The sequence below is a fragment of the Rhodothermales bacterium genome, from assembly GCA_039944855.1.
Lineage (GTDB): Bacteria > Bacteroidota > Rhodothermia > Rhodothermales > JANQRZ01 > JBBSMX01.
On sequence record JBDUXZ010000017.1, the window covers coordinates 76,146 to 98,857 of the forward strand.

Sequence of the window (22,712 nt, forward strand, 5' to 3'; positions counted from 1 at the left end):
CCCGCTACCGACCACTCAGGAACCCATCGGCCGCTGCATAAGGCTCCAGCGCGAGATCACCCGAGACGAAGACGGAGAACCGGGTGCCCGCCGGAATCGTGATCGTCGGCCGCCGGTTGACGTTGCCGCGCAGCATCTCGGTGGCAACGCGCGAGAGCTCCGTCGCCACGCTCCCGGCCATGACCTCGCCCGGCGAGGGGTAGCCGAACGTGCCACCCGGCCCCTGCGACTGCGACGTGGCGTAGGAGAGGCTCCCGCCGACGAGCGCGAGCATCGCCGCGTTGCCGAAGGCCCGGAAGAAGTGTCGGTTGACACGGCCGGGGACGCCGCCCATCCCGTCGTTGCCCGTCGAGCCGAGGCCGGGGAGCGCCACGCTCCGCCCGTCGGGAAAGACCATTCGTGTCCAAGCCACGAGCAACCGGCTCTGGTCGAGCGCGACGGCGTTGTCGTAGGTCCCCACGAGCCGGGTCCCACGTGGGATGAGGACCACCTGCTGCGTCTCGGAGTCGAAGACGTTCCGCGCCACCTGGGCCACGACGTCGCCGGGAAGGTCGGAGTGGACGCCGGTGACGAGGTACGCCTCGACGAGCGTACCCTCGCGGATCTCGTACGGGCTGACGGGCCGCTGGACACTCGTGGCGAGATAGCGTCCGTCTACGCGCCCCGTCTCCCGAGAAGCGACGGCCCCTTGCACGAACTGCCGAGCGCGGTCGGCCGGATGCATCCCGCCTCCGGCAGCGCCCGGCGAAACGACGAGGCCGCTCGCTGCCAGCGACATGCCCGCCGACCCCATCCCATTCACAGCACCGGGCGGTGGCTGTGCGTTCGCCGTCATCCCCTGGAGTGCTTGTAGGTACGCGAGGTCGTAGGCGTCGGAAGCGCCGACGACCCCTCCCGCTGTCGGCCCTACCGCTGCCGGCGGCGCGGGACCGGCCCCGCCGGAGATGCCACCCACCCCCTGTGGAGCGAGCGCCGAACGCTTGGCCCGGTCGAGCGCCTGCACGCGCGGCGAAGGCTGCGGCGGACGTTGCGAGCCCGGCGCGCCGCTGTCTCCGTAGCCGCCCGACTGGTACGCCCCCGACGTTCCGTAGGGGGACGGACCCGCCGGGCTACCGTGGGGAGGCCGACCGTAGGGTGGTGGGATGAGCGCGCCGTCCTCTTGCACAAGCGTTCCCGACTCCGATACGTCGAATCCGGCTGTGGCGAGTTCGGCCATCGCCATCTCCTCCTCCGAGAGACCTGTGACCGGGTCCACGGCCGAGTAGAGCGTGTCGCCGCGGAGAGGGCGGTCGTAGAATGTCCCCTGCCGCCCACCCTGGCGGACGCGGCTCGACGTGGCGTCGCGCTCGCGGGCCTGGGCGTCTTCGTCGCCCGATCCCCCTACGGCGAAAGCGATCACGAGGAGCATCACGCTCACCACAGCCGCCGCCATCGTCACCGCGAGCCGGTTGAGCCGTGTGGCCGACGGCGGATCGGGAAAGCTCAGGTCATCGGGCCGGCGTGGGCGCTCAGGTGAGTGGTCATCCCGTAAACGATCACCTTTCCCGTTCAGGGTGGGTTCATCTGGGCGTGGCCCGGCAAGGGCGGCCACCGCCGGGGCCAGCTCTTCCGTGCCCTCGTTGGGCTCGTCGGTGGATGGGTGAACGTCGTGGTTCATGCTCCTTCGCAGTTGGGGGATCCGTTTCGATCTCAGGACCGGTCTCGGCTAGGACCGCGTGCGGTCCATGTTGACGATCGTGAGGGTCTCCTCGCCGTGGCGCGACTGCCCGAGCCAGTTCTTCCGGCGCTGTCCGAGGACCAGGATGCCCCGTCCGATCACCCGGTCGGTGATGAAGAAGAGCGCGCCGTCGCCCGCCTCGCGGACGGCGTAGTTGACGAGCGTCCGCTCGCCGCCCTCGACGACGAAGAGGACCGGGGCCGCCTCGTTCGCGGCCGAGGCTGGGACCTTGACGTAGGTGTGCGCCCCGTCGTCGAAGACCTGCTCGGGCTCGAACGGGAAGCGGTCGGAGCCCTGCCAGTCGTAGTTGAAGTTGAGGTTCTCCAGGCGGAAGTCCGGCCCCATCGGAATCATGTTGGCTGCGGCCTGCTCGCGCGCCTCGGCCTCAGCCTGCTCGGCGGCCACCTGCGCGTCGAACGTGCGGATCATGTCGTCGGGGTAGTAGAACCGGATGCGACGGGTGTAGAGACCCTGTGGGTTCTCCTCGGACGAGCTGCGCCGGCCACGGCGCGGTGCCGGCGGTGCGTCGAGCGTGAGCTCGTAGATCCGCCGGTCGGTCGTGACGAGAAGGTTCGTCGTGAGGTCGTGGTCCGTCGGCTTGACGACGACGAGAGGCGTCCTGCCGCCGGGACCGGCGAGGGTCTGCCCGATAATCCACCGCTCGGTGTCGCCCGAGACGAGGCCGAGGACGGCTTCGCCCGGCTCAAGCTCGATCACGCACGCCCGGAGCGGCGCGCACGTCAGCGTGGGCTGGGAGTGGCCGTAGGGGTAGGCGACGTAAGCACTCTGCTGGATCGTCCGGGCCTCGCCCGTCCGCCGGTACTCCTCGACGGCGTTGACGATGGGGTTGGGCGTCTCGCCACCGCGGACGACGACAGCCCCGCGCGGGCTCTCCTCGCGGTAGCGTGGGGCTCCGCCCGGTACCATCTCGGCGAGGCGGCGGGTCTCGCCGTCGTCATCGGCCGAGGTCCTCCCCTCCCCTGCTGCCGAGCCGCCACCGGGGGCGGTCGAAACGAAGAGGCCGGAGGCCTGCGGTGTGGTGGAAGATTGGGCCGCTGCGAAGGGCGCGGCGACGAACGTGAGCGCCGCCAAGAGGGCGACACGAATGAAACGCTTACGGGCGTCGGTCATGATGATTTGAGGTTGGGGTTCAGAAACAAGGTTGGGAATCGGAATCAGCGAGGTGTGCCCGCCGAGACGCGGGACCAGTTGACGGCGGTGACGTAGAGGCCGAGCGGGTTCTCGGGGCGCACGGCCTCGGGCACCTGCTCGACGGTGAAGTAGCCCTCCCACGCGGCGCGCCGCTGCGTGTCGGTGCCCGTCGGCGTCTCGACCTCGACCCACGTCACCTTCCAGCTCTCCATCTCGCCCAGCCCGGCTTCCTCTGGGGATCGTTCCGATCCTGGGACGCGGAGCACGCTCTTGACCTCGACGCGGCGCGCGAGCCGCCGCATCACGAGGCGCGGGTCGTGCTCGGGGTCGGAGAAGTAGCCGTTGAGCCACTCCTGCACGCTCGCGTCGGCGAAGGCGTAGGCCGAGACGATGAGGTCGCGCTGTGCGGCGGGGTCGGAGTAGACCGTGCGGAGGTTGCGGACGAAGTGCCGGAGCGTGGCGTCCGTGACGGCCTCGCGGGCGCTGTAGACGTTCTCGACCTCGCGGAACCCGCGCACCTGGCCGAGCTCGTCCACCTCGACCACGAACGGCTGCACGCGCACGCTCGTGGCGAGCCCGATGTAGGCCACGGTCACGACGCCGAGGAGGGCGAGCGCGGCAAACGCCACAAGCTGCCAGTTCCGCTTCCCCTTCGCGAGGTTCGTGAACTGGTCCGCGAACTCGCGGCGGCCGAGAAGGTAGTTCGGCACCGAGCGGACCTTCGTGCCCGTCGGCAGGCCCGGTGGCGGCGGGATCGGAGGCTCCTCCCCCGCTACGACGGAGGGGACAGCGACGTCTTGCGTGGCTCCGTCACCCGAGGTGGCTGACGCTCCTGTACGGAGCGTCCCAGGCGCGAGCACGACAGCGTCCTGCTCGGGCGGACGGTGGCCGTGGCGGAGTCGGTAGAAGAGGGCGCTGAGGTCCATGGGGCGTTTAGGCGCTTAAAGCTTTCAGGTGATCGTTTCCGGGGGCTACCGCATCTTGACGGCTTCGGCGAGGCCGAACGAGGCCCCATCGAGGAGGTAGCGGGCCGTCCGGTTCGGGATGACGACGGCGACGAGGGCGAAGACGAGCGCGCCCATCACGACGCGGAAGGCGGCGAAGTAGTCGAGCGCGCCGAGGTCCCCGAGGTAAGCCGCCCACGTCTCGGCCACGCCCATCCCGATCCCGATGATGAGGTAGATCAGGAAGAGCCGGACGCCCACGCCGACGGCCCACACGAGGTAGCGGTCGGTGAACGAGGCCGTCCCCCGGAAGGCGGCGAAGCCGAGGAAGAACACCCCGGCCGTGACGGCGATGTAACTCTCGATGAGGAGGATGACGAGCTGGGCTGCGATCACGCCGAACGCGATGAGGATCGTGATCCCGCCCCACACGGCAGCGAACGTGGCGGCAGGCTCCAGGAGCATCCCAAGCCCCATCACCTGCTCCATCATCGCCCCGTAAAGGTCGAGGCCGAGCTCAAGGACTTCGGTCGGGTTCAGCTCGGACACGCCCGCCGCCGTCTGCCCTGCCGTGACGAAGGAGGTCACGATCGCGGGGATCCACGTGTCGAAGAACGTCAGCAGCATGAACAGGAACGAGATGAGGGCGCACTTCAGGAAGAACTGCCCGAGCGCGCCGTCGAACGTCTCGCGCCTCAGCCCCCAGACGGCTGCACTCACGGCAAACTCGATCCCGGCCAGGAGGGCGAACGTCCGCTGGGCGAGCGGGCGCAGCCGCCCCACCCAGTCCCCTGCCGCGAGGCGGAACTCGTTCGTGAGATCGCCGGCGACCTCCTGAGCCGCTGCAGTCTCGGCCAGCACGAGGGCGACCACGAGGCCGCCCAGCACGGCGAGTCCCCACCGCGCGACGTGCGCGAGGCGCGAAGAGCCTCTCTGTGGCCTCTGGCGAGGCCGTGGATGCGATGTCGTCCCGTAAACGGTCACCTTTCGTCGGAATCCTGCTGTATTGCCGTGATGCTGCGGTCTGTTGTGATCCTGCTACCTTGCCGAAATCCTGCGGTGCTACCGCGATTCTGCCGTATCTGCCGGGATCCCGCCCCCTGCCGCGTCCTCGCTCAGGATGCCGGTAAACCCCCTCCCCTGCGGTCTCGGTCGCTCTCGCGACTCGGCGAACCGAGCCGCCGCGATGACGGGACCGCAGTTCGGACGCTCCGACAGATGCTCGGCGTCCTGCTCCCCTCGGCAGTAGGTCACCGCCTCGTCGAAGAGCGAGCGGTCCTCGTCGCGCTTGAGAAGCCAGTAGCGGCCGTCGTAGCGCTCTGAGGCCACGCCAACGGCGAGTGCGGCGAGCGGGTCGTCCCCCTCGGCCACGTCCTCGGCCGAGGGCGCGCACCCCGTGACGAGCGCGCCGAAAACAGCCATCAAAAGGGCCAGGCAGGCAAAGGTGATCGTTTGCGGGATGTAGATCATCGTTTTCTCTTCTATGAGTTGCGTCGGGTTCAATTGCCGTCGTCGTCGAGGACGCCGGTGAAGCCTCGACCCGTCGGGTGTTCGTAGTCGGCCATCCCGCGGACGCGCTCTTCAAGCGCCGCCGCGCGCTGCGCCTCGTCGTTGATCCGCTGCGCGGCGGCGACGGCCTGTGCGTTCGCCTGGACCGCGATGAGCTGGCGGAGCAGCACGAGCTCCTCGGCCGCGAACGCGTCGATCGTGTTGCCGAGTTCGGTGGCGCTCGTCTGCCCCGAGGCGCGCATCGCTTTGATCCGGTCGAGTTCGGCCTGCGAGAGGGCGATCTGCCGCCCCTGCTGCTGGAGGCCCATCAGCGAGTTGGCGAGTGTCTGGAGCGAGCGGTCGAACTGCGCCCGCCGCTCGGCCGACCAGTCGGCGTAGTTGCGGAAGCCGGGAAACGTGACACCGAACTCGTCGAGGAGCCCGTCCATCGAGAAGGCGAGGGCCTCGCCGGCGCGCATGACCTCTTCGAGTTCGTCTACGCGGGCGCGGATCTCGCGCCACGGCGGCTCCGGCAACCGGCGCAGCATCTCGACCTCGTTGCGGATTTGGTTGGCCTGGTTCCGCACCTGCTCGACGATCCGTCGCCCGTTCCAGACGGTCTTGGCGATGTGGGCCGGGTCAACGACCGTCCACTGCGCGTTCGCCTCAGGCGCTGTGAGGCCACTCAGGAGCGCGAGGGTTGCCAGGGGCATCAGGAAGCGACCGAGGGGTTTGCGCGCGTCCTGCGCGCGCTCAGGGCGTCGTGGTGGACTGATCGGGGGCGGGGTGAGAGGACGATCCATGGCGGTGCGTGTTGAGGTGGGTTCAGGAGGTGGCGTGAGCGAGGTCGAGCGAAGACCGCTCAGGGCTACCGGCCTCGTTTTCTCGGAGCCGCTCGAAGTCGGCCGCGAGGTCAGGGTGACCGCGGCGCTGGAGGAGCTCAGCGGGCCACGCCTCGCCGTGCTCGGCCGCGAGCCAGTCGGCCTCGCGGACGGCCTCGCCCTGGCCCTGTCCGGTGCCGGGCGCGAGGAACGAGAGCGCCGCCGGGCCGAGCCCGAGCGAAAACAGACGGCTCCCTGCCGGGCTGGCGACGTAGTAGTCGCGCTTGCGGCGGGCGTGGGCGACGATCTCGACCTCGGCTGCATTGAGTCCGAGCCCCTCATAGTGCCGTGCCGCCTCGGGTTCGAGGGCGTCGGCGTTTGGAAGGAAGATGCGCGTCGGGCAGCTCTCGACGAGGAGGTGCCTGTTCTCGAGCGCCGCGACCTGCGCGGCCGAGTGCGCGACGAGGACGACGGCGGCGTTCTGCTTCCTGAGCGTGAGGAGCCACTGCCGGATCCGGTCGGCGAACAGGCTCTGCATCAGCGCTGCCCACGCCTCCTCGATGACGATGAGCGTCGGGCGGTCGGCGGCGAGCCGCTGCTCGACGCGGCGGAAGAGGTAGAGCAGCACGGGGACGAGCACACGGTCGGAGAGGTCCACGAGGTGCTTCATCTCGAAGACGTGGTAGCGCTCGTGGATCGGCAACGGTCCCTCGGGCCGTGACCCCTCCCCTACCCCGCCGTCCGCGAGCGAACCGCTGAGACCGAGGCCGTCGGCGTTCGCGTCGAGCAGGTGGCCGAGGTTGCCGTCGACGGTGTAGGGGCGGAGTGCCGCCTTTAGCTCGCGGCTCTGGAGTTGGACGGAGAGCTCGGTCAGCGTCCGGTGCTCCGGCGGACTCTCGGCGACGAGGGCAAGCGCCCGGTCTACGGTCTCGCGCAGCGCCGGCGTCGCCCCCACGCCTTGGAGTTCGAAGAGGGTTTCGAGCCACTCGGCGGCCCACGCCCGCTCTCCGGCCTCGTCCACGCGGGCGAGTGGCTGGAGCCGCACGGCGTCAGGACGCCCGGCGGCGAGGTCGTAGTGCCGCGCCCCCGCCGCCTTCGCCAGCACGTAGCCCGAATAGCCGAGGTCGAACAGGAACGCCTGCGAGGCTGGATACCGCATCCACTGCGCGACGAGGGCGTTCACGAGCACGCTCTTCCCCGCGCCCGTCGCGCCGACCACGAGCGTGTGTCCGACGTCGTCGGTGTGGAGGTTGAGCCGGAATGGGGTCGTCCCCTCGGTCTCGGCCCACATCAGCGCGGGCGCGCCCTCCGGCATGAGCGGCGACGGGCAGTGCTCCTCACCCGGCCAGACGGCCGTCGTCGGCAGGAGGTCGGCCACGTTGAGCGACGAGAGGACCGGCCGCCGGAGGTTCTGGTGGCCGTGGCCCGGCTGGCTCCCGAGGAAGGCTTCGAGTGCGTTCACGTCCTCGACGCGCGCCGTGAAGCCGCGGTCGTTGAGCGTCTTGACGAGCTCGGCGGCCACGAGGTCGGCCCGCTCGGCGTCCGGCTCCATCACGACGAGCGTGCTCGTGTAGTAGCAGAAGCGGACCTCACCTGTGGCGTTGAGCGACATCGCGGCGGCGGCGTCCTCGGCCATCCGCTGCGCGTCGCCGTCGGCGAAGAGGTCGTCGTCCTGCTCCTGCCGTGCCGTCTTCGTCTTCCCGGCACCGCCCGCCATGTCCTTCGCCAGCGCCGCCGCCCCCTTCCGCTTCTGGAACCACCCGAGCTGCTGTCGGCGGATTTCCTTCGCGGCCTCGCGGTAGCTCATCGGGAGGATCCGGTTCGACCACCGGAAGGCGTGCCCGAGCCCGCCGAGGGCGTCGAGCATCCCCGCGCTCGTTTCGTGCGGGAGCCCGTGGACGGCTACGCACCGGACGTGCTGCTCGCCGATCCGGGGCCGGAAGCCGCCGACGAGCGGGCGGTCCGCCAGGACGTGGGCGAGGTACGACCCGTGCGCCGGAGCTTGAACGGGGTGGCGGAGCCCGGTGAGGCATCCGTGGAGGTGCCGGCAGAGGGCGTCCGACGAGAGCCGGTCGAGGCGGAGCCGGCTCGACAACCGCCGCTCCAGTTCTGCGGCCGACGAGCGGAAGTTCTCCAGCGCGAGCGCCCAATCGGAACCCTCGATGGCCCCTTCGCCCTGCTTGACGAAGAGGGCACCGAGCTTCTGGTAGAGCGCTGGCGGTGGGAGGAACGTCGCCGTGAGGACGTGGTCGGTCTCGAAGTAGCGCCGCCCGCTCTCGTAGGCCGCCCGTCGCTCCTCGTCGATCAGCCGCGTGACAGGATCGGGGAATGCCCCCGGCGCTGCGTAGGCCGCGCTCGGGCGTCGGACGGCGTCGACGTGGAACATCCAGTTGTCGCCGTAGGGCCGGAGCGCGTCGGAGACGTGGCGGCTGAGGAGGTCGAGCTCGGACGCCGTGGACGAGGCGAGGTCGGGACCCCGGTAGCGCCACGCTGCGAGGAACGAGCCGTCTTTCTGGAGCACCACGCCGTCGGCAACGAGGAACGCCCACCCGAGGAGGTCGGCCAGTCCCGCGGGCCGCTCGCGGTGCTCGCGCAGGCGGCCCACGAGTCCGGCCGCGCCGGCTCCGGCTCCGAAGGCGAGGGTGGCAGTGAGGAGGTCCATCGAGAGAAGCGTGGGGAGTGAGTGTTTAGGCGCTTAAAGGTTCTAGCGCTTCGGGACGGAGGGCTTGGGCGAGGTTGGCTTCCGGCGGTGCGCTGCGTTCGGGGCGTAGTAGTCCTTCGCCGTGAGCGAGCGGATGTAGAGCGCCGGGAGCAGCGGGTCGCGCGCCGACACCCACGCCATGAGCGGGTGCAGCACGAGCACCCACACGGCCGCGGCGACGAACGTGACGAGGCGGAAGCCGACGACGAAGAACAGGAAGCCGACCGTCGAGACCTCGAAGAGCAGGAAGCCCTTCTCGACGCCCGCGTAGAGCGGCGTCCGGACGAGCGACTGGTGCACGCGATTCCGCGTGAGCCGACCGCTCCGCCCCTCTTGGTTCCTCCCTTCTCGGGTGTTCGTGTTCGCCATCGCCGGCTCTACATCACGCCGCCAGCGAAGGCGAGGGCGTCTACGATCTGGACCGCGCCGAACATCAGTGCGATGGCAACGATGGCCTGCCCGAATCGCTTCGCTCCCTCCTCGTTGCGCGTAAACCCCCAGACGATGCCTCCGACCACGAACATCGTCCCGGCAAGGATGCGGGCCGTCGAGCCGGTCATGTTGTCGAGGAGGTTCTGGAGGGGCGTGTTCCAGGGGAGGTCCACGCCACCGGTTCCGGCCATCGCTTCCCCAGGCAGAAGGAGGACGGTGAGCGCGAAGGCGGCGAAGAGAAGGGTTCTTCGATTGAGGATATGAGTGCTTAGACGCTTAAGCGCCCTGTATGCGATGGTTGTCATAATGCGTTCTCTGGACCCGAGAGCAGTGTCGGATGCGACGGCGCTCGGGGTCCACTCCGTTTGAGGGGTTGGCGGTTGTGGTGGTGAAGCGCTGCCGGTTGCTGGAGGTCGGACCCATCCCACGGGCCTCTCCCCTACTCCACCGGCGCGGTGGGACGTGTCAGGGCGGCTGCCCCGGGTGTTCTTCGTGGAGCAGGTGCTCCAGCTCGTAGGAGCCGTCGGAGCCGAGGCCCCTGACGCGCGCCAACTCGCGGACACGGCGGCCGTTGGAAGAGCCACCGGCTCCTCCGTGTCCCCCCTCGATCACGACGACGAGGTCCACGGCTTCGGCCACGAGCGCGGCCTGGCTCGGCACGTTCGCACGCTGGCAGAGCCGGTCGAGGCGCATGAGCGCGCTCTGGGCGTCCTGCGCGTGGAACGTTCCCAGCCCGCCGGGGTGGCCCGTGCTCCACGCGTCGAGGAGGTCGAGTGCCTCCGGTCCGCGCACCTCCCCCACCACGATGCGGTCGGGGAAGGCCCGGAGCGTCTGGCGCACGAGGTCGGCCAGCGCCTGGCCCGGTGTCGTGCGGAGGGCGAGGTGGTCCGGCGCAGCGCACTGGAGCTCGACGGTGTCCTCCAGGATCACGATCCGGTCGTGCGGGCAGCGGTCAGTGACCTCCTTCAGCACGGCGTTCGCGAGCGTGGTTTTCCCGCTCCCCGTCCCGCCGGCGACGAGCACGTTCCAGCGCTCTTCGACGGCGCGGCGGACGACATCGGCACCCTCGGCTGAGATGACCCCATTGTGCACGTAGTCGTCCAGCGGGTACACCACCGACGGTGGCTTCCGCACGACGAACGAGGCAGCGCTCGTGAGCGGAGGCCGGAACCCCTGCAGGCGTGCACCACGGAAGCGGTCCTGCGGAAGCTCCGCCTGGATCGCGGGCCGCTCGGCATCGAGCGTGAGGCCATGGAGGTCGGCGACGGCGTTGAGGAACTGCTCGACGCGCCCCGCCGGGATCGGGCACTCCGTGTCCACCTTCCCGCGGCTGCGGGTGTCGAGGCGGAGGTGGCCGTCCTGCGGGTTCACGTAGACCTCCGTCACGTCGTCGTCCTCGAAGGCCTCCATCACCCGCTCACCGAGGTAGCGCGCCATCATCTCGGCCATACGGACCGAGCGATCGGTGGCAGCTCCATCCTCTGAAGGCGGAGGCGGCTTTGCGAGCGTTTGTTCGACGGGAACGGGTGAGGGGAGCACGGGTGGAGGCAACTCAAGTGGTGTTGGGTGCTGGCTGCTCGCCGGAACTCATCCCAGTCCTTAGTGGACACGTCGCCGAGCAGCGAGCGGATGATCCCAACGTTTGGGAGCGTCATCAACCCCCCGAAGCCGCTTCCCACCACAAAGGCTCAGGATGGTGGCACCCGCTCAGTATCGCGGCAGAAGACGCGCCGATACTCTCTGGTTGGCCCGTTGTGTGGAGAAGCTTAAGCGCTCAGGCGCTTAAGCCCTTGTGTGACCCTCAGTCGAACGTCCACAGCGGCCGGAGCACCCCCCGCACGCTGCTCATCGGCACGGGGCCGAAATAGCGAGAGTCGAAACTCCGAGGATGATGCCCCGAGAACACGAAGAGTGAGTCCTCCCCTACGGCGTGCTCGCCGAAGCCGTAGTGCGGCAGCTCCCGCCCCACCATATCCTGCGCATAGACGGCGCTGTTCGGCACGGCGCGTCCGTTCACCACCATGCCCTCTTCGGTCAGTGTCACCGTGTCGCCCTCGGCCGCGAGCACGTACTTCCCGAGCGGCTCGACGCCGCCGGGGCAGTTGCCCCGGTGGAGGTAGCCCCGCTCCAGCGCGTAGGCGGCCACGTCCTCTGGTGGGCAGAACGTCACGAGCCGCCCAACGTCCACGGAATCGTCCGTCTGGACGTAGAAGCCGCGCGGTACGCTCGGTGTGAGCGTGAACCGGACGCCAAGGGCATAAGCGACGACGGCAGCGACGAGGAGTGCCACGCCAAGCCAGAGGAGGGGGAGGGCGAAGGATCGGAGACGGGGCACGGTGAGAGCGCCTGAGCGCTCAGGCGCTTAAGCGCATAAATGCTGACGAGGATCCTACTTCGGGTCGCGGTAGCCGTGCTGGTCGAGAAGCGACTGGATGATGTCGCTCATCGTCTTCCCGTTCGGGTCGTCCTTTGCTGCGGCCGCCATGCGGAGGGCACGGGCCTGGTCGGGGCGGACGTAGATCGACGGCTTCTCCATCACCCCATCGCCGCGGCGGTAGCGACCCTCGCCGAGGTAGCCCCCCGGGCCGGCGTCCTCCGTCACTTCAGGCTCTGCTGCCTTCTTCGACGGCTTAGGAGCCGTGGAGCGCTTGGATCCCTTGCTACGCCCTTTCTTCGCAGCCGGCTTGCGCGCAGTAGGGGAGGGGGGGGAGTCGCCGTTACCAGCAGCGTCAGAAGGTGCGTCGCGGACCTCTTTCGTGCCGAACAGCTTGTCGAGCGAGCGCTTTTTCGTGTTTTCGGACATGATTACGGGGGATAGAGAAGGACACCGAAAGTTTAAGCGCCTGAGCGCTTAGATGCTTTGCGCGTGGATTTGCTGATGCCCATCGCCGAGGCCAGGGTCTCGTAGAGCACTCGGTAGTCGGCGGCGGCGCGCCCCCGTCGGTCGTGCTCGAAGACGCTCCGGGCAAGGCCGAAGGCGCGGGGGAGGGCGGAGCTGTAGCGGATGGGGGCGAGCACCTTGCCGCCGCTTCCGGCGCGAGCCTTGCCGTCGTAGACCCCGAATCCTTCGTGGAGCGCGCCGAGCACCTCGTCGCTCTCCTTCACTCGGCCGTCGTAGACGGTGGGGAGGAGGAAGAGGCGCGGCTCGTGGTCGTCTTCCTCCTCGGCTCGCTCCAGAATCTCCAGCAGCCGCTTGAGCCCGTGGATCGAAGGGCTCTCCAGCTTCACCGGGCAGAGGACGACGTCGGCGGCGTAGAGCGCGTTGAGGCTGAGGAGCCCAATGTCGGGGCTGGAGTCGATCACGACGAGGTCGTAGTCGTCGGCCACGGCCGTGCTGCGCGGCTTGTTCAGCGCAGCGGCGAGGCGGTTCTTCGCACCGCTCGACTGGAGGAGGATCTCGACGCCGATGAGGCCGTCGCCGCCAGGGAGGAGGTCGAGTCGCGCGTCCGATTTCTCTTCGGACCGGACAGTGTAGATCGCGTCGCGGAGGCTGCTGCCTCCTTCGAGCACGTCGGAGGCGTCTTTGGCGAACGCCTCGTCGGTGAGGTGTTCGGTGGCCGAGGCCTGGGGCTCGAGGTCGACGAGAAGCACGCGGCGGCCAGCGGCGAACGCCGCTGCGGCGAGGTTCACCGCCGTGGCTGTCTTGCCGACGCCGCCTTTGAAGTTGAGGACGCCGATCGTCTTCATGGGGCAGGGGATAGGGGTCGGGATGGTTAAGCGCTTAAGCGCTGAAGCAACCAAAAGCCTGAGCGCTTAGGCACCCAGAGAATACGAAGGAGAGGGCCAGCAGGACAAGCGGGGGTGTTGCAAGGCGAGTGCCGGGTCCAGCCCATCCCTCGACGGGCCGTAGAGCGAGCCCGTCGAGGGATGGGCCTACCGCTTCGCTAACTCTCCGGCATCAGAACGATGGCGCATTCCATCTCCACCACCTCGTCTCCAGGCTACCTCGCCAGCCAGACGACCCAACTCAACCTGTTCGATCTCCTGGGTCTTCCGACGCCGCCTTCGAGCGGACGTCGAGAAGTCCCACCGAGAGACCTTACGGTTCTGCCTATTGCCCGACTCGCATTGGCCGTGGCTGAGCGCATCGATAGGGGAGAGGCGCTGTCGGCCGAGACGCTCTTCGCCCTTGCGGCCGACGCCTTCGGGGGCACCCTCGCCGAGGGAGCGTTCTCCGCCCGCGACGCCTACGACGCGGGCGAACTCGGGCTGCACCTCGTTCTCTACCGTGGCCTCGCCGGCGATGTCGCTAACAGCAGGGCAGGGGAGGCGATGGAGCGTCTCACTGAGATCGAGCGACTCGTGACGCTCCTGCCGAGCCAGACGCGGCGCTCCCAGGAACAGCAAGCATTCCAGCAGTTCTCGACGCCGGCACCCTACGCGTTCGCGTGCGTGTGGGCAGCAGCCCTCCAGCCCACCGACGTCGTGTTGGAGCCATCGGCGGGGACCGGGGCGCTCCTCACCTGGCCGCTCGCGGTCGCAAGGCGACTGGGCCTTCGGTGCTTCGCCAACGAGCTGTCCGATCGCCGGGCCGACCTCCTGCGGATTCTCCTGGAGGAGGCCGATCAGGACCCCGAGGGCGCGCTCTTCAGCGAGAATGCGGAGCACCTCCACGCCGTGCTCCCGGCGCACGTCCGCCCGAGCGTCGTGCTCATGAACCCGCCGTTCTCGCAGACGGCAGGGCGGCTCGGCAGCCGCCGCGTCCCGCAGACCGGAGTCGAACACGTAAAACAAGGGCTTAAGCGCTTAAAACCGTATGGGCGACTCGTCGCTATTGTGAGCGCGGCGGCCCGGCGTTCCTCGAAAGCGCAGGCTCCGTTCTTCGAATGGCTGCGAGGTGAGCCCTTCGCTCTCCGCGCCGATGTGGAGGTCTCGGGCAGCGTCTACCGGGCGTACGGCACCTCTGTCGAAACGCGCGTGCTGGTAATCGACGGGGTGAGGGAGGCCTCAGAGTCATGCATCACGGGCCGTGCAGAGACTGTACAGGAACTCGTAGAGCTGCTCGCGCCCGTCCGTGCCCTCCGCATGGCTGAGGTAGCGACGAAGCCGGAGCCAGTGGGGGAGGGGACGGTTTCTTCTTCGGGGGATGGTGCCGCTGACGATGTGGCGTCGCTCGCGCTCGTCCACCTGAGCAATGCATCATCATGGCCGCCGAAAGGCGTTGAGCCCTTGGAGGTATTCGCGGCGACGGCGGAGCACGGGCAGGACGAACTCACCGCGTGCATCTTCGACGCCTACGTCCCGCACGCCGAAGTTCCGGGGGCGAAGCCACACCCGACGAAGCTCGTCGAGTCAGCGGCGATGGCTGCGGCAGTGATGCCGCCTTGCCGGTATCGCCCGCATCTCCCGCGCCGAATCGTGGAGCAAGGGCTTCTCTCGGACGCCCAACTCGAAACCGTCTGCTACGCCGGGCAGGCGCACGGCGAGCGGCTTCCAAGCGACGGCGAGGCCGAGGGGGGAGCCTCCGGCTTCCGCCAGGGATTCTTCCTCGGCGATGGAACCGGAGTCGGCAAAGGCCGCCAGGTCGCTGGTGTCCTCCTAGATAATGTGATTCAGGGCCGCCGCCGAGCCGTCTGGATCAGCGAGAACCGGAGCCTCATGCGTGACGCCGTCCGTGACTGGACCGCACTCGGTGGTCCGGCCGACTTCCTGTTCGACCTCGGCGACGAGAAAGGACCGATCCAGCGGCGTGAGGGCATCCTCTTTGCCAGCTACGATACGCTCAAGGTCAAGCCGCGTGAGCGGAACGGCAAGACGACGGGGATCGACCGGCTGGAGCAGGTTGTGACGTGGCTCGCCGGCGACGGAGAGGAGGCCGGGTTCGACGGCGTGCTCATCTTCGATGAGGCGCATGCGATGTCGGCTGCTCTCGACACGCAGGGGAGCCGTGGGATCAAGAAGGCGTCGCAGCGAGCGCTCGTCGGCGTCGAGCTTCAGCGTCAGCTCCCGAATTCCCGCGTCGTCTACGCCAGCGCGACGGGCGCGACCGAGGTGGCGAACCTCGCCTACGCCGAGCGCCTTGGACTCTGGGGGCGTGGGACGCCCTTCCCGACCGTGCAGGCGTTCGTCGAGAAGGTCGCGGCGGGTGGCATCGCGGCGATGGAGCTCGTGGCGAAGGACCTGAAGGCGATGGGCCTCTACCTCGCCCGGAGCGTCTCCTACGACGGCGTGGACTACCGCACGCTCGTCCACGACCTCGCCCCGCACCAGGCCGAGACCTACGACCGCCTCGCCGAGGCGTGGCAGGTCATCCTCCGGGGGATGGAGCACGCCCTCGAAGTCACGCGCGCCGACAAGTGCGGATCGGCCAGGGCGGCGGCCTACAGCCAGTTCTGGGGGGCGCACCAGCGTTTCTTCCTTCACGTCCTCGTAGCGATGGCGGCACCCAGCCTGCTCCGCGACATCGAGCGGCGGCTGGAGGAGGGGAGGAGCTGCGTCGTCCAACTCGTCTCCACGATGGAGGCGGCCACCGAGCGCGCCTACGCGAAGGCGGTGGCCAACGGTGACGATCTACGGGATCTCGACGTGACGCCGCGCGACCAGCTTCTCCAGTTCGTCGAGGCCTCGTTCCCGACGACGCTCTACGAGGAGTACGAGGACGACGAGGGACGTATTCGTAGCCGACCCGTCAAGGACGCTGCGGGGGACTTCGTGGAGTGTCCTGAGGCGGTGGCCGCGCGCGAGCGGCTGATGCTGGAGGTGGGAGCGGTCTCAGTACCGCACGGCGTGCTCGACCAACTCTTGGGTCACTTCGGCACCGACGCCGTAGCCGAGGTCACGGGGCGGAGCCGCCGGTTCGTCCGCAAGACCGTGGACGGCGTAGAGCAGGTCGTGGAGGAGCGGCGGACCCGGCGGAAGTGCGACGCCGACGTCGAGGAGTTCATGGCGGGGAAGAAGCGGGTCCTCGTCTTCAGCCAGGCCGGCGGCACCGGCCGGAGCTACCACGCCGACCTCGCGGCCGAGAACCAGCAGCAGCGGGTGCTTTACTGCGTCGAGCCGGGGTGGAGCAGTGCGCGGTGCGTGCAGGGGATGGGCCGGGTCCACCGGGCCAACCAAGCCGTTCCACCCGAACTCGTCCTCGTGACGACGAACCTGAAAGCTCAGCGCCGCTTCCTGAGCACGATCGCGCGGCGGCTCGATCAGCTCGGAGCGCTGACAAAGGGGCAGCGGCAGACGGCGAGCCAGGGGCTCCTGTCGAGCGAGTTCAACCTGGAGACGCCGCTCTCGCGGGCGAGCCTGCACAACTGGTTCGTGGACCTCTACCGGGGCGAGGGGGCCGCCGCGAGTGCCGACGTCACGCCCAGCCTCGTCGAGGAGCAGATGGGCCTCCGCATCCTCGACCACGAGGGGCAGCTCAACGTGGACGCCATCCCCGATGTGCCGAAGTTCCTCAACCGGCTCCTCTCGCTCCGCACGGACGCGATGGACGCCGTCTTTGACTCGTGGTACGCCTACCTCTCGGATGCGCTGGAGGCGGCGCGCGAGGCGGGCACGCTCGACGTAGGCGTCGAGACGCTCCAGGCCGAGCGCACGCGCAAGACGGGCGAGGAGCACGTCTACACGCACCCGCGGACGGGGGCCAAGACGCACGTGGTCACGCTGGAGCTCACGCGCCGGACGGAGATCACGTCGTGGGCCGAGGTATGGGGGCGGGCACGTGAGGCGCAGGCGCTCGGGTTCTTCGCCGGGTTCGCCGTCAACCGCCGGAGCGAGCAGGTCTACGCCCTGTTCCGTGCCGGGAGCCGCACCACCGAGACGGGACGGGTCGTGGACCGCCTCCGCCGCGTCGGCGTCCGCTCGAACCGACTCTTCGACCAGTCGGAAGTCGACAGGCCACGGGAGGGGGGAGGCTACCGCCCGATCCATCCCGACGAAGCGAAGCAGCTCTGGGAGGCCGAGGTCTCAGCCGCACCCGAGTTCTACACCGAGGATGTCCACCTCGTCACCGGGACCATCCTCCCGATCTGGGACCGCATTGCTGGACACCCGCGCATCTACCGGGCGCAGACGACCGAGGCGTCAGCCTGCGGTGCCGAGGGCGAGCGCATGATTGGCCGCCTCATCATGCCTGACCATCTGAACGCCACGCTGAAGGCCCTCGGTGCCGAAGGTCGGCGTGTCGAGGTCACGCCGGACGAACTGGCCGAGCGACTGATGGCGGGGGCCGAAGCTGAACTCGCCAACGGCTGGGTGCTCCGTCGTCGCCGCGTCGCCGGCGAGCACCGGATCGAACTCGCGGGGCCGGACCTCGCCGCGATGCGCGAGCTGGAAGCAGACGGCGTCTTCTGTGAGATCCACCAGTTCCGCACCCGCTTCTTCGTCCCGACGGGGGAGAGGGCGGCTGGCGTCCTTCGGGCGGTGACAGAGCACCGGCCCGTCGTCGAGATCCGTGAGGGGGGAGCCTCTGGCGGAGGGGGGCGCTGACGCACAGACAGCGGACGATCCGCCGGGCCGGGGTCGCTCCCCTTTGGTGAGGAGCGGCCCCGGCTCTCTACGGAGGGCTAGGTCCTGTCCACGAGCGCCACTGGCGGCGCGAGGGCCTGGGAGAGACCCGGTAGGGAAGAACCCAGGCTCGAATCCGGCGACCGTGCTGGCCTACCTCGGCTGGCGCGGCACCGTCACCAAAGACCGGGGGCGGCCCCGACTACGATGACTCAACCTGCACACGCAACCACCGCCGTTCATTTCGACGATGGCGACATCCACACCGAGGCCGGGACGCGCATCCCGGCCGCCGAGGTTCGCGCCCGGCGGATCGCTCGTGAGGCCGAGGGCTGGCGCGCGTTCGCGGCCGAGCGGACCCGGATGCGGCCGGGCACCCTGACCGGCAAGGCCCTCGGTGCCTGTGCGTTCAGCGTCCACCACGGCACGCAGAGCTTGGCCGTGCCCTCCAAGCTCGTCGGCACGTCGCGGCACCAGGCGGTGCTCCGGGAGGTCGCCCGAGACGTCGGCGCTCCGTGGGAGCCGCTCGGCCTCGACGTGACGGCCGACGAAATCCGCGTGTTCTACCGCGGAGAGCTCGTCGGGGAGGTCCAGCCCAAGCACGCCGGGTGGGTCCGCCCACTCCTGCCGTTTGGGCTGGTGGTTCGCCTCACCCGTGTGACGGGAACGAGCGGAGGCGGGTACCGCCTCGGGTGCAACGTCGCGTTCACCGGCGTCGGAGAAGCCCTCAGCCGAAGGGCGGACGCCGCGAGCGGCATGAGTGGCGATTGTGCCCCGTCCACTTCGTCTGTAGACGCCCGGAGCCCCCTCCGGCTCGTTGTGGCGGACGAGGTCCGCCACGAGCCGGCTGCCGTTCTCACTGAGGTCCCTGTCCTGCCGGAGCGCGAGGCGCTGACGGGCGGCCCCGAGGACATCATCCTCTGGCGCACGCCCGAAGGGGAGGCACACGCTTCGGTCCCCCACGCCGTCAGACATAGTCCGTCGGGTATGGAATGGGGGTACGGCGGGTCTGGCCCGGCCGACCTCGCGCTCAGCGTGCTCCTCGCGCTCACCGACGAGCCGACGGCAAACGTGCTCTACCACCGATTCAAGCACGAGGTTGTGACTGCCATCCCCGAAGAGGGCGGCGTGCTCCGCGCCGCCGACATCCGGCGGTGGATCGAGCGGACGCAGCGCTACGCCTGCTGAGGCATCGGGCGGCATGAATAGCTCCGGCGAGGACCTGTCATAATACGGACTCGATCGGCGTGAACCCACGGAGCAGCAAAACCTGGGGAGGTTCCGACCATGCGACATGACGGCAGCGGTGGCAGTCAATGATCTCGCTAAGCGAGAAGGGCGAGTAGACCCCCGAGGTGGGGCCGAAGTAGAGGCCTCACCCCAGAACAGCTGGAGCTACGGTTTATGTCCACGGTCCGCCCTGCTTCCAGTGCGCAGCGAGAGGGGCGTCGCTGCGTGCGGCCTGGAGGACCGGGAGCAGGAACCGGCGGAGCGCGCCGATGACCTCCGCCAGCATAGCCGTCTCGCTCAGTCGGCCCCGGCGGACGAACGCCTGCCACTGCGCCTGCTTCCCGGCATCGGTGGCGAACTCGTCGGTGAGCGCGAGGGGTACGTCGACAGGGAGAGGCGTGGTGCGTCGGGTGAACGTGGCGCGGACGGCCTCGGTGAGCGTGGGGCCATCGAAGGCGTCGTGGCGGGCGAGGTGCCAGAGGTCGTAGAAGTCCTTCATCCGGCTGTTGAGGATGCCGAGCGTCACCATCGCCTGGAGCTTCTCAGCCACGACGGTCTCCTTCGGGTAGGCTCGGAGGACGGGCCGCGGCGCGTCAAGAAGCGAAGGGAACGTGGCCTCTGTCGCTTCGGGCGTGATGGCGTCGCCGAAACCCACGTCGATCTTGAGCCGGACGCGGGCGGTGCCCACGCGGGCCTCGGCCGTCACGCGGACACCCTCGTACTCCTGTTCCTCGCGGATGATATCGCCTCGAACCGTCTCGGGCGCGAACGTTACGCCGTCGTCCTCTACCTCGAAGGCAACGATCTCGCGGACAGCCTGCTCCACGTCAGGAATGGCGCTGGAGCCGAAGCCGAGGAGGTCGAGGTCTCGCGTCATCCGGTGGAGGTTGCCCTCCCACAGCACGAACAGCATCGCTCCCTTGACCACGAACCGCTCGCGGTGCTCCGACTGTCCGAGGCGGTAGAGGAAACGCTCGAGCACGTAGCGCGTGAGGAGCGCCTGGAAGTCCTCGCCCTCAGTCCGCGATCGGTTGAGGAGCCGCTGCCGGACTGACGCAGCCTTCTCTGGAGACGCGCTCATGCGATGGCCTCGAGGTAGGGGCGGATGACAGTCGAGACGCGGCAGACCTTCGCCGCCTGCCAGAGTGCGTCGGCGTCGAAGCCCTCGCTTCGCCGGTAGTCGCGGAGCGCCTCGATGGCGACGTCGAGGCCGACCCGGCTCCGGTACTTGAAGCAGTCGGCGACCGTCTTCGCCGGGCCATACACCCGGACCTCGATGCCCTCGACCTCGTGCGTTTCGACGCCGTGGGTGAAAGCGTCTCCCGACACGTACACGATGCGGAGCGGGACCGTGTCGGGCTCGGGTCGCCGGGCCTTGTTCTCGATGGCGAGCCACACGTCGAACGGGTCCTGCGTGGTGAGGTCGTGGAAGCGGAGCGCCGAGAGGAGGCAGACGACGCCGCGCGGGACCCGGCGAGCGGCCTCGGCGAGCGTGTGGTGCTCCGTCACGTCGGCATCCGCGAGGACGTAGAGGCCGCGCCCGACGCGGTCGAAGACGCCGCGGCGGTGAAGCCGCGCGAGCGTCTGGCGGGGGATGCCGAGCGGCGCGAGGTCCTTCGGGCGGAGGACGCCACGCTCCCGGGCAAGGTCGAGGAGGCGATCAGCGTGGTTCACGAATCGTCGGTACTTAGGTCTGACTACCGACGTAATGTAACACCTGCGGGGCGTTCGATTTCTCGGCTGGATGAAAGAAAACCCCCTGGCTGTTTGAAAGGTTGGGTGCTGGGTGCTGGTCCTTCGCTTGATGATCGACTCCGGGAAGGGAGAGTTGCTCCCATCTCTGTTACTAACAGGATTGGTACAATCCAGGCTTCGCCTATCGAGACACAGCGCGGAAGCTGCTGAAAGTCTCAGTGCGGCGGCACGGACGGCGGGATCGCGTCTGGCACCAGTTGGAGGCGAAGCGCGAGGTCCCATATCGTGCTTCGAGTTTGGGCTAAGCCAGGGTAGCAAGCAATGATCTCGCTTAGCCTGAACCGGAAAGCGTGCCGTTCTGCGTGTCGTGGAGGTCGGCGTTACCGCTCGTCGTGCCTCAGGTACGGCGGCATCTCGCCGTAGACGTCGCGGTAGGCCAGCACGACCTGGGGCGGCTCGTCCACGGCTCGCCGCTGTACCTCCTCGTTCCCCTCGCTGAGGTCGCGAAGCACGGCGTTCTCGTGGGCTTCATCCTCCTGCTCTCGAAGCCCGTCGAGGATGACCGCGCCTGGATCGTAGGCGGAGGGGTCTTCATCATCCCGGTCTTCGCCAGGAGAGTTAAACTGGAAGAGGTAGATCGCGGGCGGCGCATATCGCCACGTGCAACCGCGCGCCTTCAGGCGCTTGAAGATGTGGACATAGAGTGGCCGTAGGAGCTCGTCGGGACCGCCCACGAGGCCCATGTAGAAGTCGAGGTAGTTGAAGGGGCGGTCGGTCCGGGGGGAGGCACCGGCGAGGCCCTCATCGGCGAGACGTGCGTTGAGGAACCGGGCGATGAAGTCGCCGCCGCCTCGCCAGGAGCCGAGGTCGTAGGTGCGCCCGTCGGGGCTCACGACCTCGTTGTTGTCCGAGAACACCTTCCACAGCGCATTCCCCAGCAAGCCGTACCACTGCACGTCGGGGGCGTCGTCGGTGGGAAGGTCCAGCTCGACGCCCTCGTTCTGAAGCCGGAGACGGAGGGCCTTCTCGTCCTCCATCAGGAAGGACAGGAGGTCGGCCGCGGCGGCGTCCGGTATGCGGTCTGGTTCTTCTGGGATCATGGTATCGTCGAAGGATCGGCGGGAGGGCACGTAGCCTCGGCGCGGAAACGGACGCCGAGTACATCGAGGATGCGCTGTGCCCGCTCCACGGAGATCCCGCGGTAATCGTTCTGCTCGTCCCGTTCGACCTCTCGCTCAGACGAGCCGAGGAGGTCGGCCAGCTCCTGCCTCGACAGCCCCCGCGCAATACGTGCGCCGACGAGCCACTGGCCTACGCCGGTGAGGGTGTGGAGAGGACCAAGATCGCCTCGACGCATCCGCTCGAATGCTTCTACGTCCTCCCTCAGTCCCGCCGTGAAGGAGAGGGTGGGTTGGAGCGCCCGTTCCACCTGGTCCGCGGGGAGCCCCTCGTGCACGAGGATCTGCCGCTGCCGGTCGGCGTCCGCAGCGCGGTCCTTCAGGGCTTCGAGGGCGTGTCGATACTCGTCGGTCGTGCAGATCATCGTTCTTCTGGGGCGGCGGTTTCACTGTGGAAGGAGCATTCACCGTTCGGTGAAAGGGGACCTACGGGTGAAAGAGGGACGAGAGGCCGGAGCAGTCCGGCGCACACGAGAGGCACTCGACGTCCCTCATCCCAACCCTCGTGCCTGCGAATGCTAGCGGAGCGATGACGAATGTTAGCGGAGCGATTCCGCTGGTTCTACGCCGCGGTCGGCGAGGAGTTGACGAGGCAGAGGTTATGGCCCAGGCATCCCCTTCCGGTGGCCGCCTGCTCTTGCGAGCGGCCACCGGAAGACGAAGACCGTCGCGAGGGGAGAGGCCGCTCACTCTTCGACGGGTGCGAGCGGCGCGCCTGCATGGCAATCAGACTAGCAGCACGGCATGGTGAAGAAGCGGAAACAACCTCAGGAAGCGCAGATGGGGGCCGACTACGGCGAGACGAAGAACTTCACGCGGAAGGCCAAGCGGGAGCTCCGCAAGATCAAGCTCGTCTGGCCCGAGCTCGACTACGCCACGCCGCGCGGCCGGCTCGTCCTGAAGCCGTGCCCG

Annotated in this window: 19 protein-coding genes; 2 read left to right on the plus strand and 17 right to left on the minus strand. The window is 68.7% G+C overall.

What is annotated here, in order from left to right; genetic code table 11:
* Positions 1-4: 4 nt before the first annotated feature.
* The 13 genes from ABJF88_08595 to ABJF88_08655 all read right to left on the minus strand — a co-directional run bounded on the left by ABJF88_08595 (position 5) and on the right by ABJF88_08655 (position 12,942).
* Positions 5-1,657 (minus strand): TrbI/VirB10 family protein, encoded by a 1,653-nt coding sequence (locus ABJF88_08595; GenBank protein ID MEP0546977.1) that lies wholly within the window; start codon positions 1,655-1,657, stop codon positions 5-7.
* Positions 1,658-1,705: 48 nt separating this feature from the next.
* Positions 1,706-2,848: a TrbG/VirB9 family P-type conjugative transfer protein gene (locus ABJF88_08600; GenBank protein ID MEP0546978.1), complete on the minus strand. Its 1,143-nt coding sequence runs from the start codon at positions 2,846-2,848 to the stop codon at positions 1,706-1,708.
* A gap of 44 nt (positions 2,849-2,892) precedes the next feature.
* Positions 2,893-3,795: a type IV secretion system protein gene (locus tag ABJF88_08605; protein ID MEP0546979.1), complete on the minus strand. Its 903-nt coding sequence runs from the start codon at positions 3,793-3,795 to the stop codon at positions 2,893-2,895.
* Positions 3,796-3,840: 45 nt separating this feature from the next.
* Positions 3,841-4,701 carry a P-type conjugative transfer protein TrbL gene (trbL, locus tag ABJF88_08610; protein MEP0546980.1) on the minus strand — a complete coding sequence of 287 codons (861 nt, stop codon included), beginning with the start codon at positions 4,699-4,701 and terminating at the stop codon, positions 3,841-3,843.
* 174 nt (positions 4,702-4,875) lie between these two features.
* Complete coding sequence (locus ABJF88_08615; protein ID MEP0546981.1) at positions 4,876-5,283, minus strand: hypothetical protein; 408 nt, start codon at positions 5,281-5,283, stop codon at positions 4,876-4,878.
* A gap of 29 nt (positions 5,284-5,312) precedes the next feature.
* Entirely contained in the window at positions 5,313-6,014 is a 702-nt protein-coding gene (locus ABJF88_08620) for a hypothetical protein (GenBank protein MEP0546982.1), read from the minus strand.
* Between the two features lie 112 nt (positions 6,015-6,126).
* Positions 6,127-8,784, minus strand: a complete 2,658-nt coding sequence (locus ABJF88_08625; GenBank protein MEP0546983.1) for a hypothetical protein — start codon at positions 8,782-8,784, stop codon at positions 6,127-6,129.
* A gap of 42 nt (positions 8,785-8,826) precedes the next feature.
* Entirely contained in the window at positions 8,827-9,123 is a 297-nt protein-coding gene (locus tag ABJF88_08630) for a VirB3 family type IV secretion system protein (GenBank protein MEP0546984.1), read from the minus strand.
* Between the two features lie 77 nt (positions 9,124-9,200).
* On the minus strand, positions 9,201-9,560 hold the full coding sequence (locus tag ABJF88_08635; GenBank protein MEP0546985.1) for a TrbC/VirB2 family protein: 360 nt from the start codon (positions 9,558-9,560) through the stop codon (positions 9,201-9,203).
* Positions 9,561-9,720: 160 nt separating this feature from the next.
* Entirely contained in the window at positions 9,721-10,704 is a 984-nt protein-coding gene (gene trbB / locus ABJF88_08640) for a P-type conjugative transfer ATPase TrbB (protein ID MEP0546986.1), read from the minus strand.
* A 352-nt stretch (positions 10,705-11,056) separates the two neighbouring features.
* Positions 11,057-11,590 (minus strand): conjugative transfer signal peptidase TraF, encoded by a 534-nt coding sequence (gene traF / locus ABJF88_08645; protein MEP0546987.1) that lies wholly within the window; start codon positions 11,588-11,590, stop codon positions 11,057-11,059.
* Between the two features lie 54 nt (positions 11,591-11,644).
* Positions 11,645-12,058, minus strand: coding sequence for a hypothetical protein (locus ABJF88_08650; GenBank protein MEP0546988.1), 414 nt, complete (start codon positions 12,056-12,058; stop codon positions 11,645-11,647).
* Positions 12,059-12,090: 32 nt separating this feature from the next.
* On the minus strand, positions 12,091-12,942 hold the full coding sequence (locus ABJF88_08655; protein ID MEP0546989.1) for a ParA family protein: 852 nt from the start codon (positions 12,940-12,942) through the stop codon (positions 12,091-12,093).
* A gap of 387 nt (positions 12,943-13,329) precedes the next feature.
* On the opposite strand from ABJF88_08655, the gene ABJF88_08660 reads away from it, so the two are divergent.
* Positions 13,330-17,679 carry a strawberry notch-like NTP hydrolase domain-containing protein gene (locus tag ABJF88_08660; GenBank protein MEP0546990.1) on the plus strand — a complete coding sequence of 1,450 codons (4,350 nt, stop codon included), beginning with the start codon at positions 13,330-13,332 and terminating at the stop codon, positions 17,677-17,679.
* A 774-nt stretch (positions 17,680-18,453) separates the two neighbouring features.
* Positions 18,454-18,885 (plus strand): DUF6166 domain-containing protein, encoded by a 432-nt coding sequence (locus tag ABJF88_08665; GenBank protein MEP0546991.1) that lies wholly within the window; start codon positions 18,454-18,456, stop codon positions 18,883-18,885.
* 214 nt (positions 18,886-19,099) lie between these two features.
* On the opposite strand, the gene ABJF88_08670 is transcribed toward ABJF88_08665, so the two are convergent.
* From ABJF88_08670 to ABJF88_08685, 4 genes are all read right to left on the minus strand, one after another.
* Positions 19,100-20,008, minus strand: a complete 909-nt coding sequence (locus ABJF88_08670) for a nucleotidyl transferase AbiEii/AbiGii toxin family protein (GenBank protein ID MEP0546992.1) — start codon at positions 20,006-20,008, stop codon at positions 19,100-19,102.
* A complete protein-coding gene (locus tag ABJF88_08675; GenBank protein MEP0546993.1) occupies positions 20,005-20,601 on the minus strand; it encodes a type IV toxin-antitoxin system AbiEi family antitoxin domain-containing protein in 597 nt (198 codons plus the stop codon). The genes ABJF88_08670 and ABJF88_08675 overlap by 4 nt, the downstream gene beginning before the upstream one ends.
* A 401-nt stretch (positions 20,602-21,002) precedes the next feature.
* A complete protein-coding gene (locus tag ABJF88_08680; protein MEP0546994.1) occupies positions 21,003-21,722 on the minus strand; it encodes a hypothetical protein in 720 nt (239 codons plus the stop codon).
* A complete protein-coding gene (locus ABJF88_08685; protein ID MEP0546995.1) occupies positions 21,719-22,165 on the minus strand; it encodes a helix-turn-helix transcriptional regulator in 447 nt (148 codons plus the stop codon). Before ABJF88_08685 ends, ABJF88_08680 begins: the two co-directional genes overlap by 4 nt.
* Positions 22,166-22,712 lie beyond the last annotated feature (547 nt).

Bases quoted from the DNA above. Each gene is read 5' to 3' on its own strand.
- ABJF88_08595 (MEP0546977.1), bottom strand. From the start codon at position 1,657: ATGAACCACGACGTTCACCCATCCACCGACGAGCCCAACGAGGGCACG.
- ABJF88_08600 (MEP0546978.1), bottom strand. From the start codon at position 2,848: ATGACCGACGCCCGTAAGCGTTTCATTCGTGTCGCCCTCTTGGCGGCG.
- ABJF88_08605 (MEP0546979.1), bottom strand. From the start codon at position 3,795: ATGGACCTCAGCGCCCTCTTCTACCGACTCCGCCACGGCCACCGTCCG.
- ABJF88_08615 (MEP0546981.1), bottom strand. From the start codon at position 5,283: ATGATCTACATCCCGCAAACGATCACCTTTGCCTGCCTGGCCCTTTTG.
- ABJF88_08620 (MEP0546982.1), bottom strand. From the start codon at position 6,014: ATGCCCCTGGCAACCCTCGCGCTCCTGAGTGGCCTCACAGCGCCTGAG.
- ABJF88_08625 (MEP0546983.1), bottom strand. From the start codon at position 8,784: ATGGACCTCCTCACTGCCACCCTCGCCTTCGGAGCCGGAGCCGGCGCG.
- ABJF88_08635 (MEP0546985.1), bottom strand. From the start codon at position 9,560: ATGACAACCATCGCATACAGGGCGCTTAAGCGTCTAAGCACTCATATC.
- trbB (MEP0546986.1), bottom strand. From the start codon at position 10,704: ATGGCCGAGATGATGGCGCGCTACCTCGGTGAGCGGGTGATGGAGGCC.
- ABJF88_08650 (MEP0546988.1), bottom strand. From the start codon at position 12,058: ATGTCCGAAAACACGAAAAAGCGCTCGCTCGACAAGCTGTTCGGCACG.
- ABJF88_08655 (MEP0546989.1), bottom strand. From the start codon at position 12,942: ATGAAGACGATCGGCGTCCTCAACTTCAAAGGCGGCGTCGGCAAGACA.
- ABJF88_08665 (MEP0546991.1), top strand. From the start codon at position 18,454: ATGAGTGGCGATTGTGCCCCGTCCACTTCGTCTGTAGACGCCCGGAGC.
- ABJF88_08670 (MEP0546992.1), bottom strand. From the start codon at position 20,008: ATGAGCGCGTCTCCAGAGAAGGCTGCGTCAGTCCGGCAGCGGCTCCTC.
- ABJF88_08680 (MEP0546994.1), bottom strand. From the start codon at position 21,722: ATGATCCCAGAAGAACCAGACCGCATACCGGACGCCGCCGCGGCCGAC.
- ABJF88_08685 (MEP0546995.1), bottom strand. From the start codon at position 22,165: ATGATCTGCACGACCGACGAGTATCGACACGCCCTCGAAGCCCTGAAG.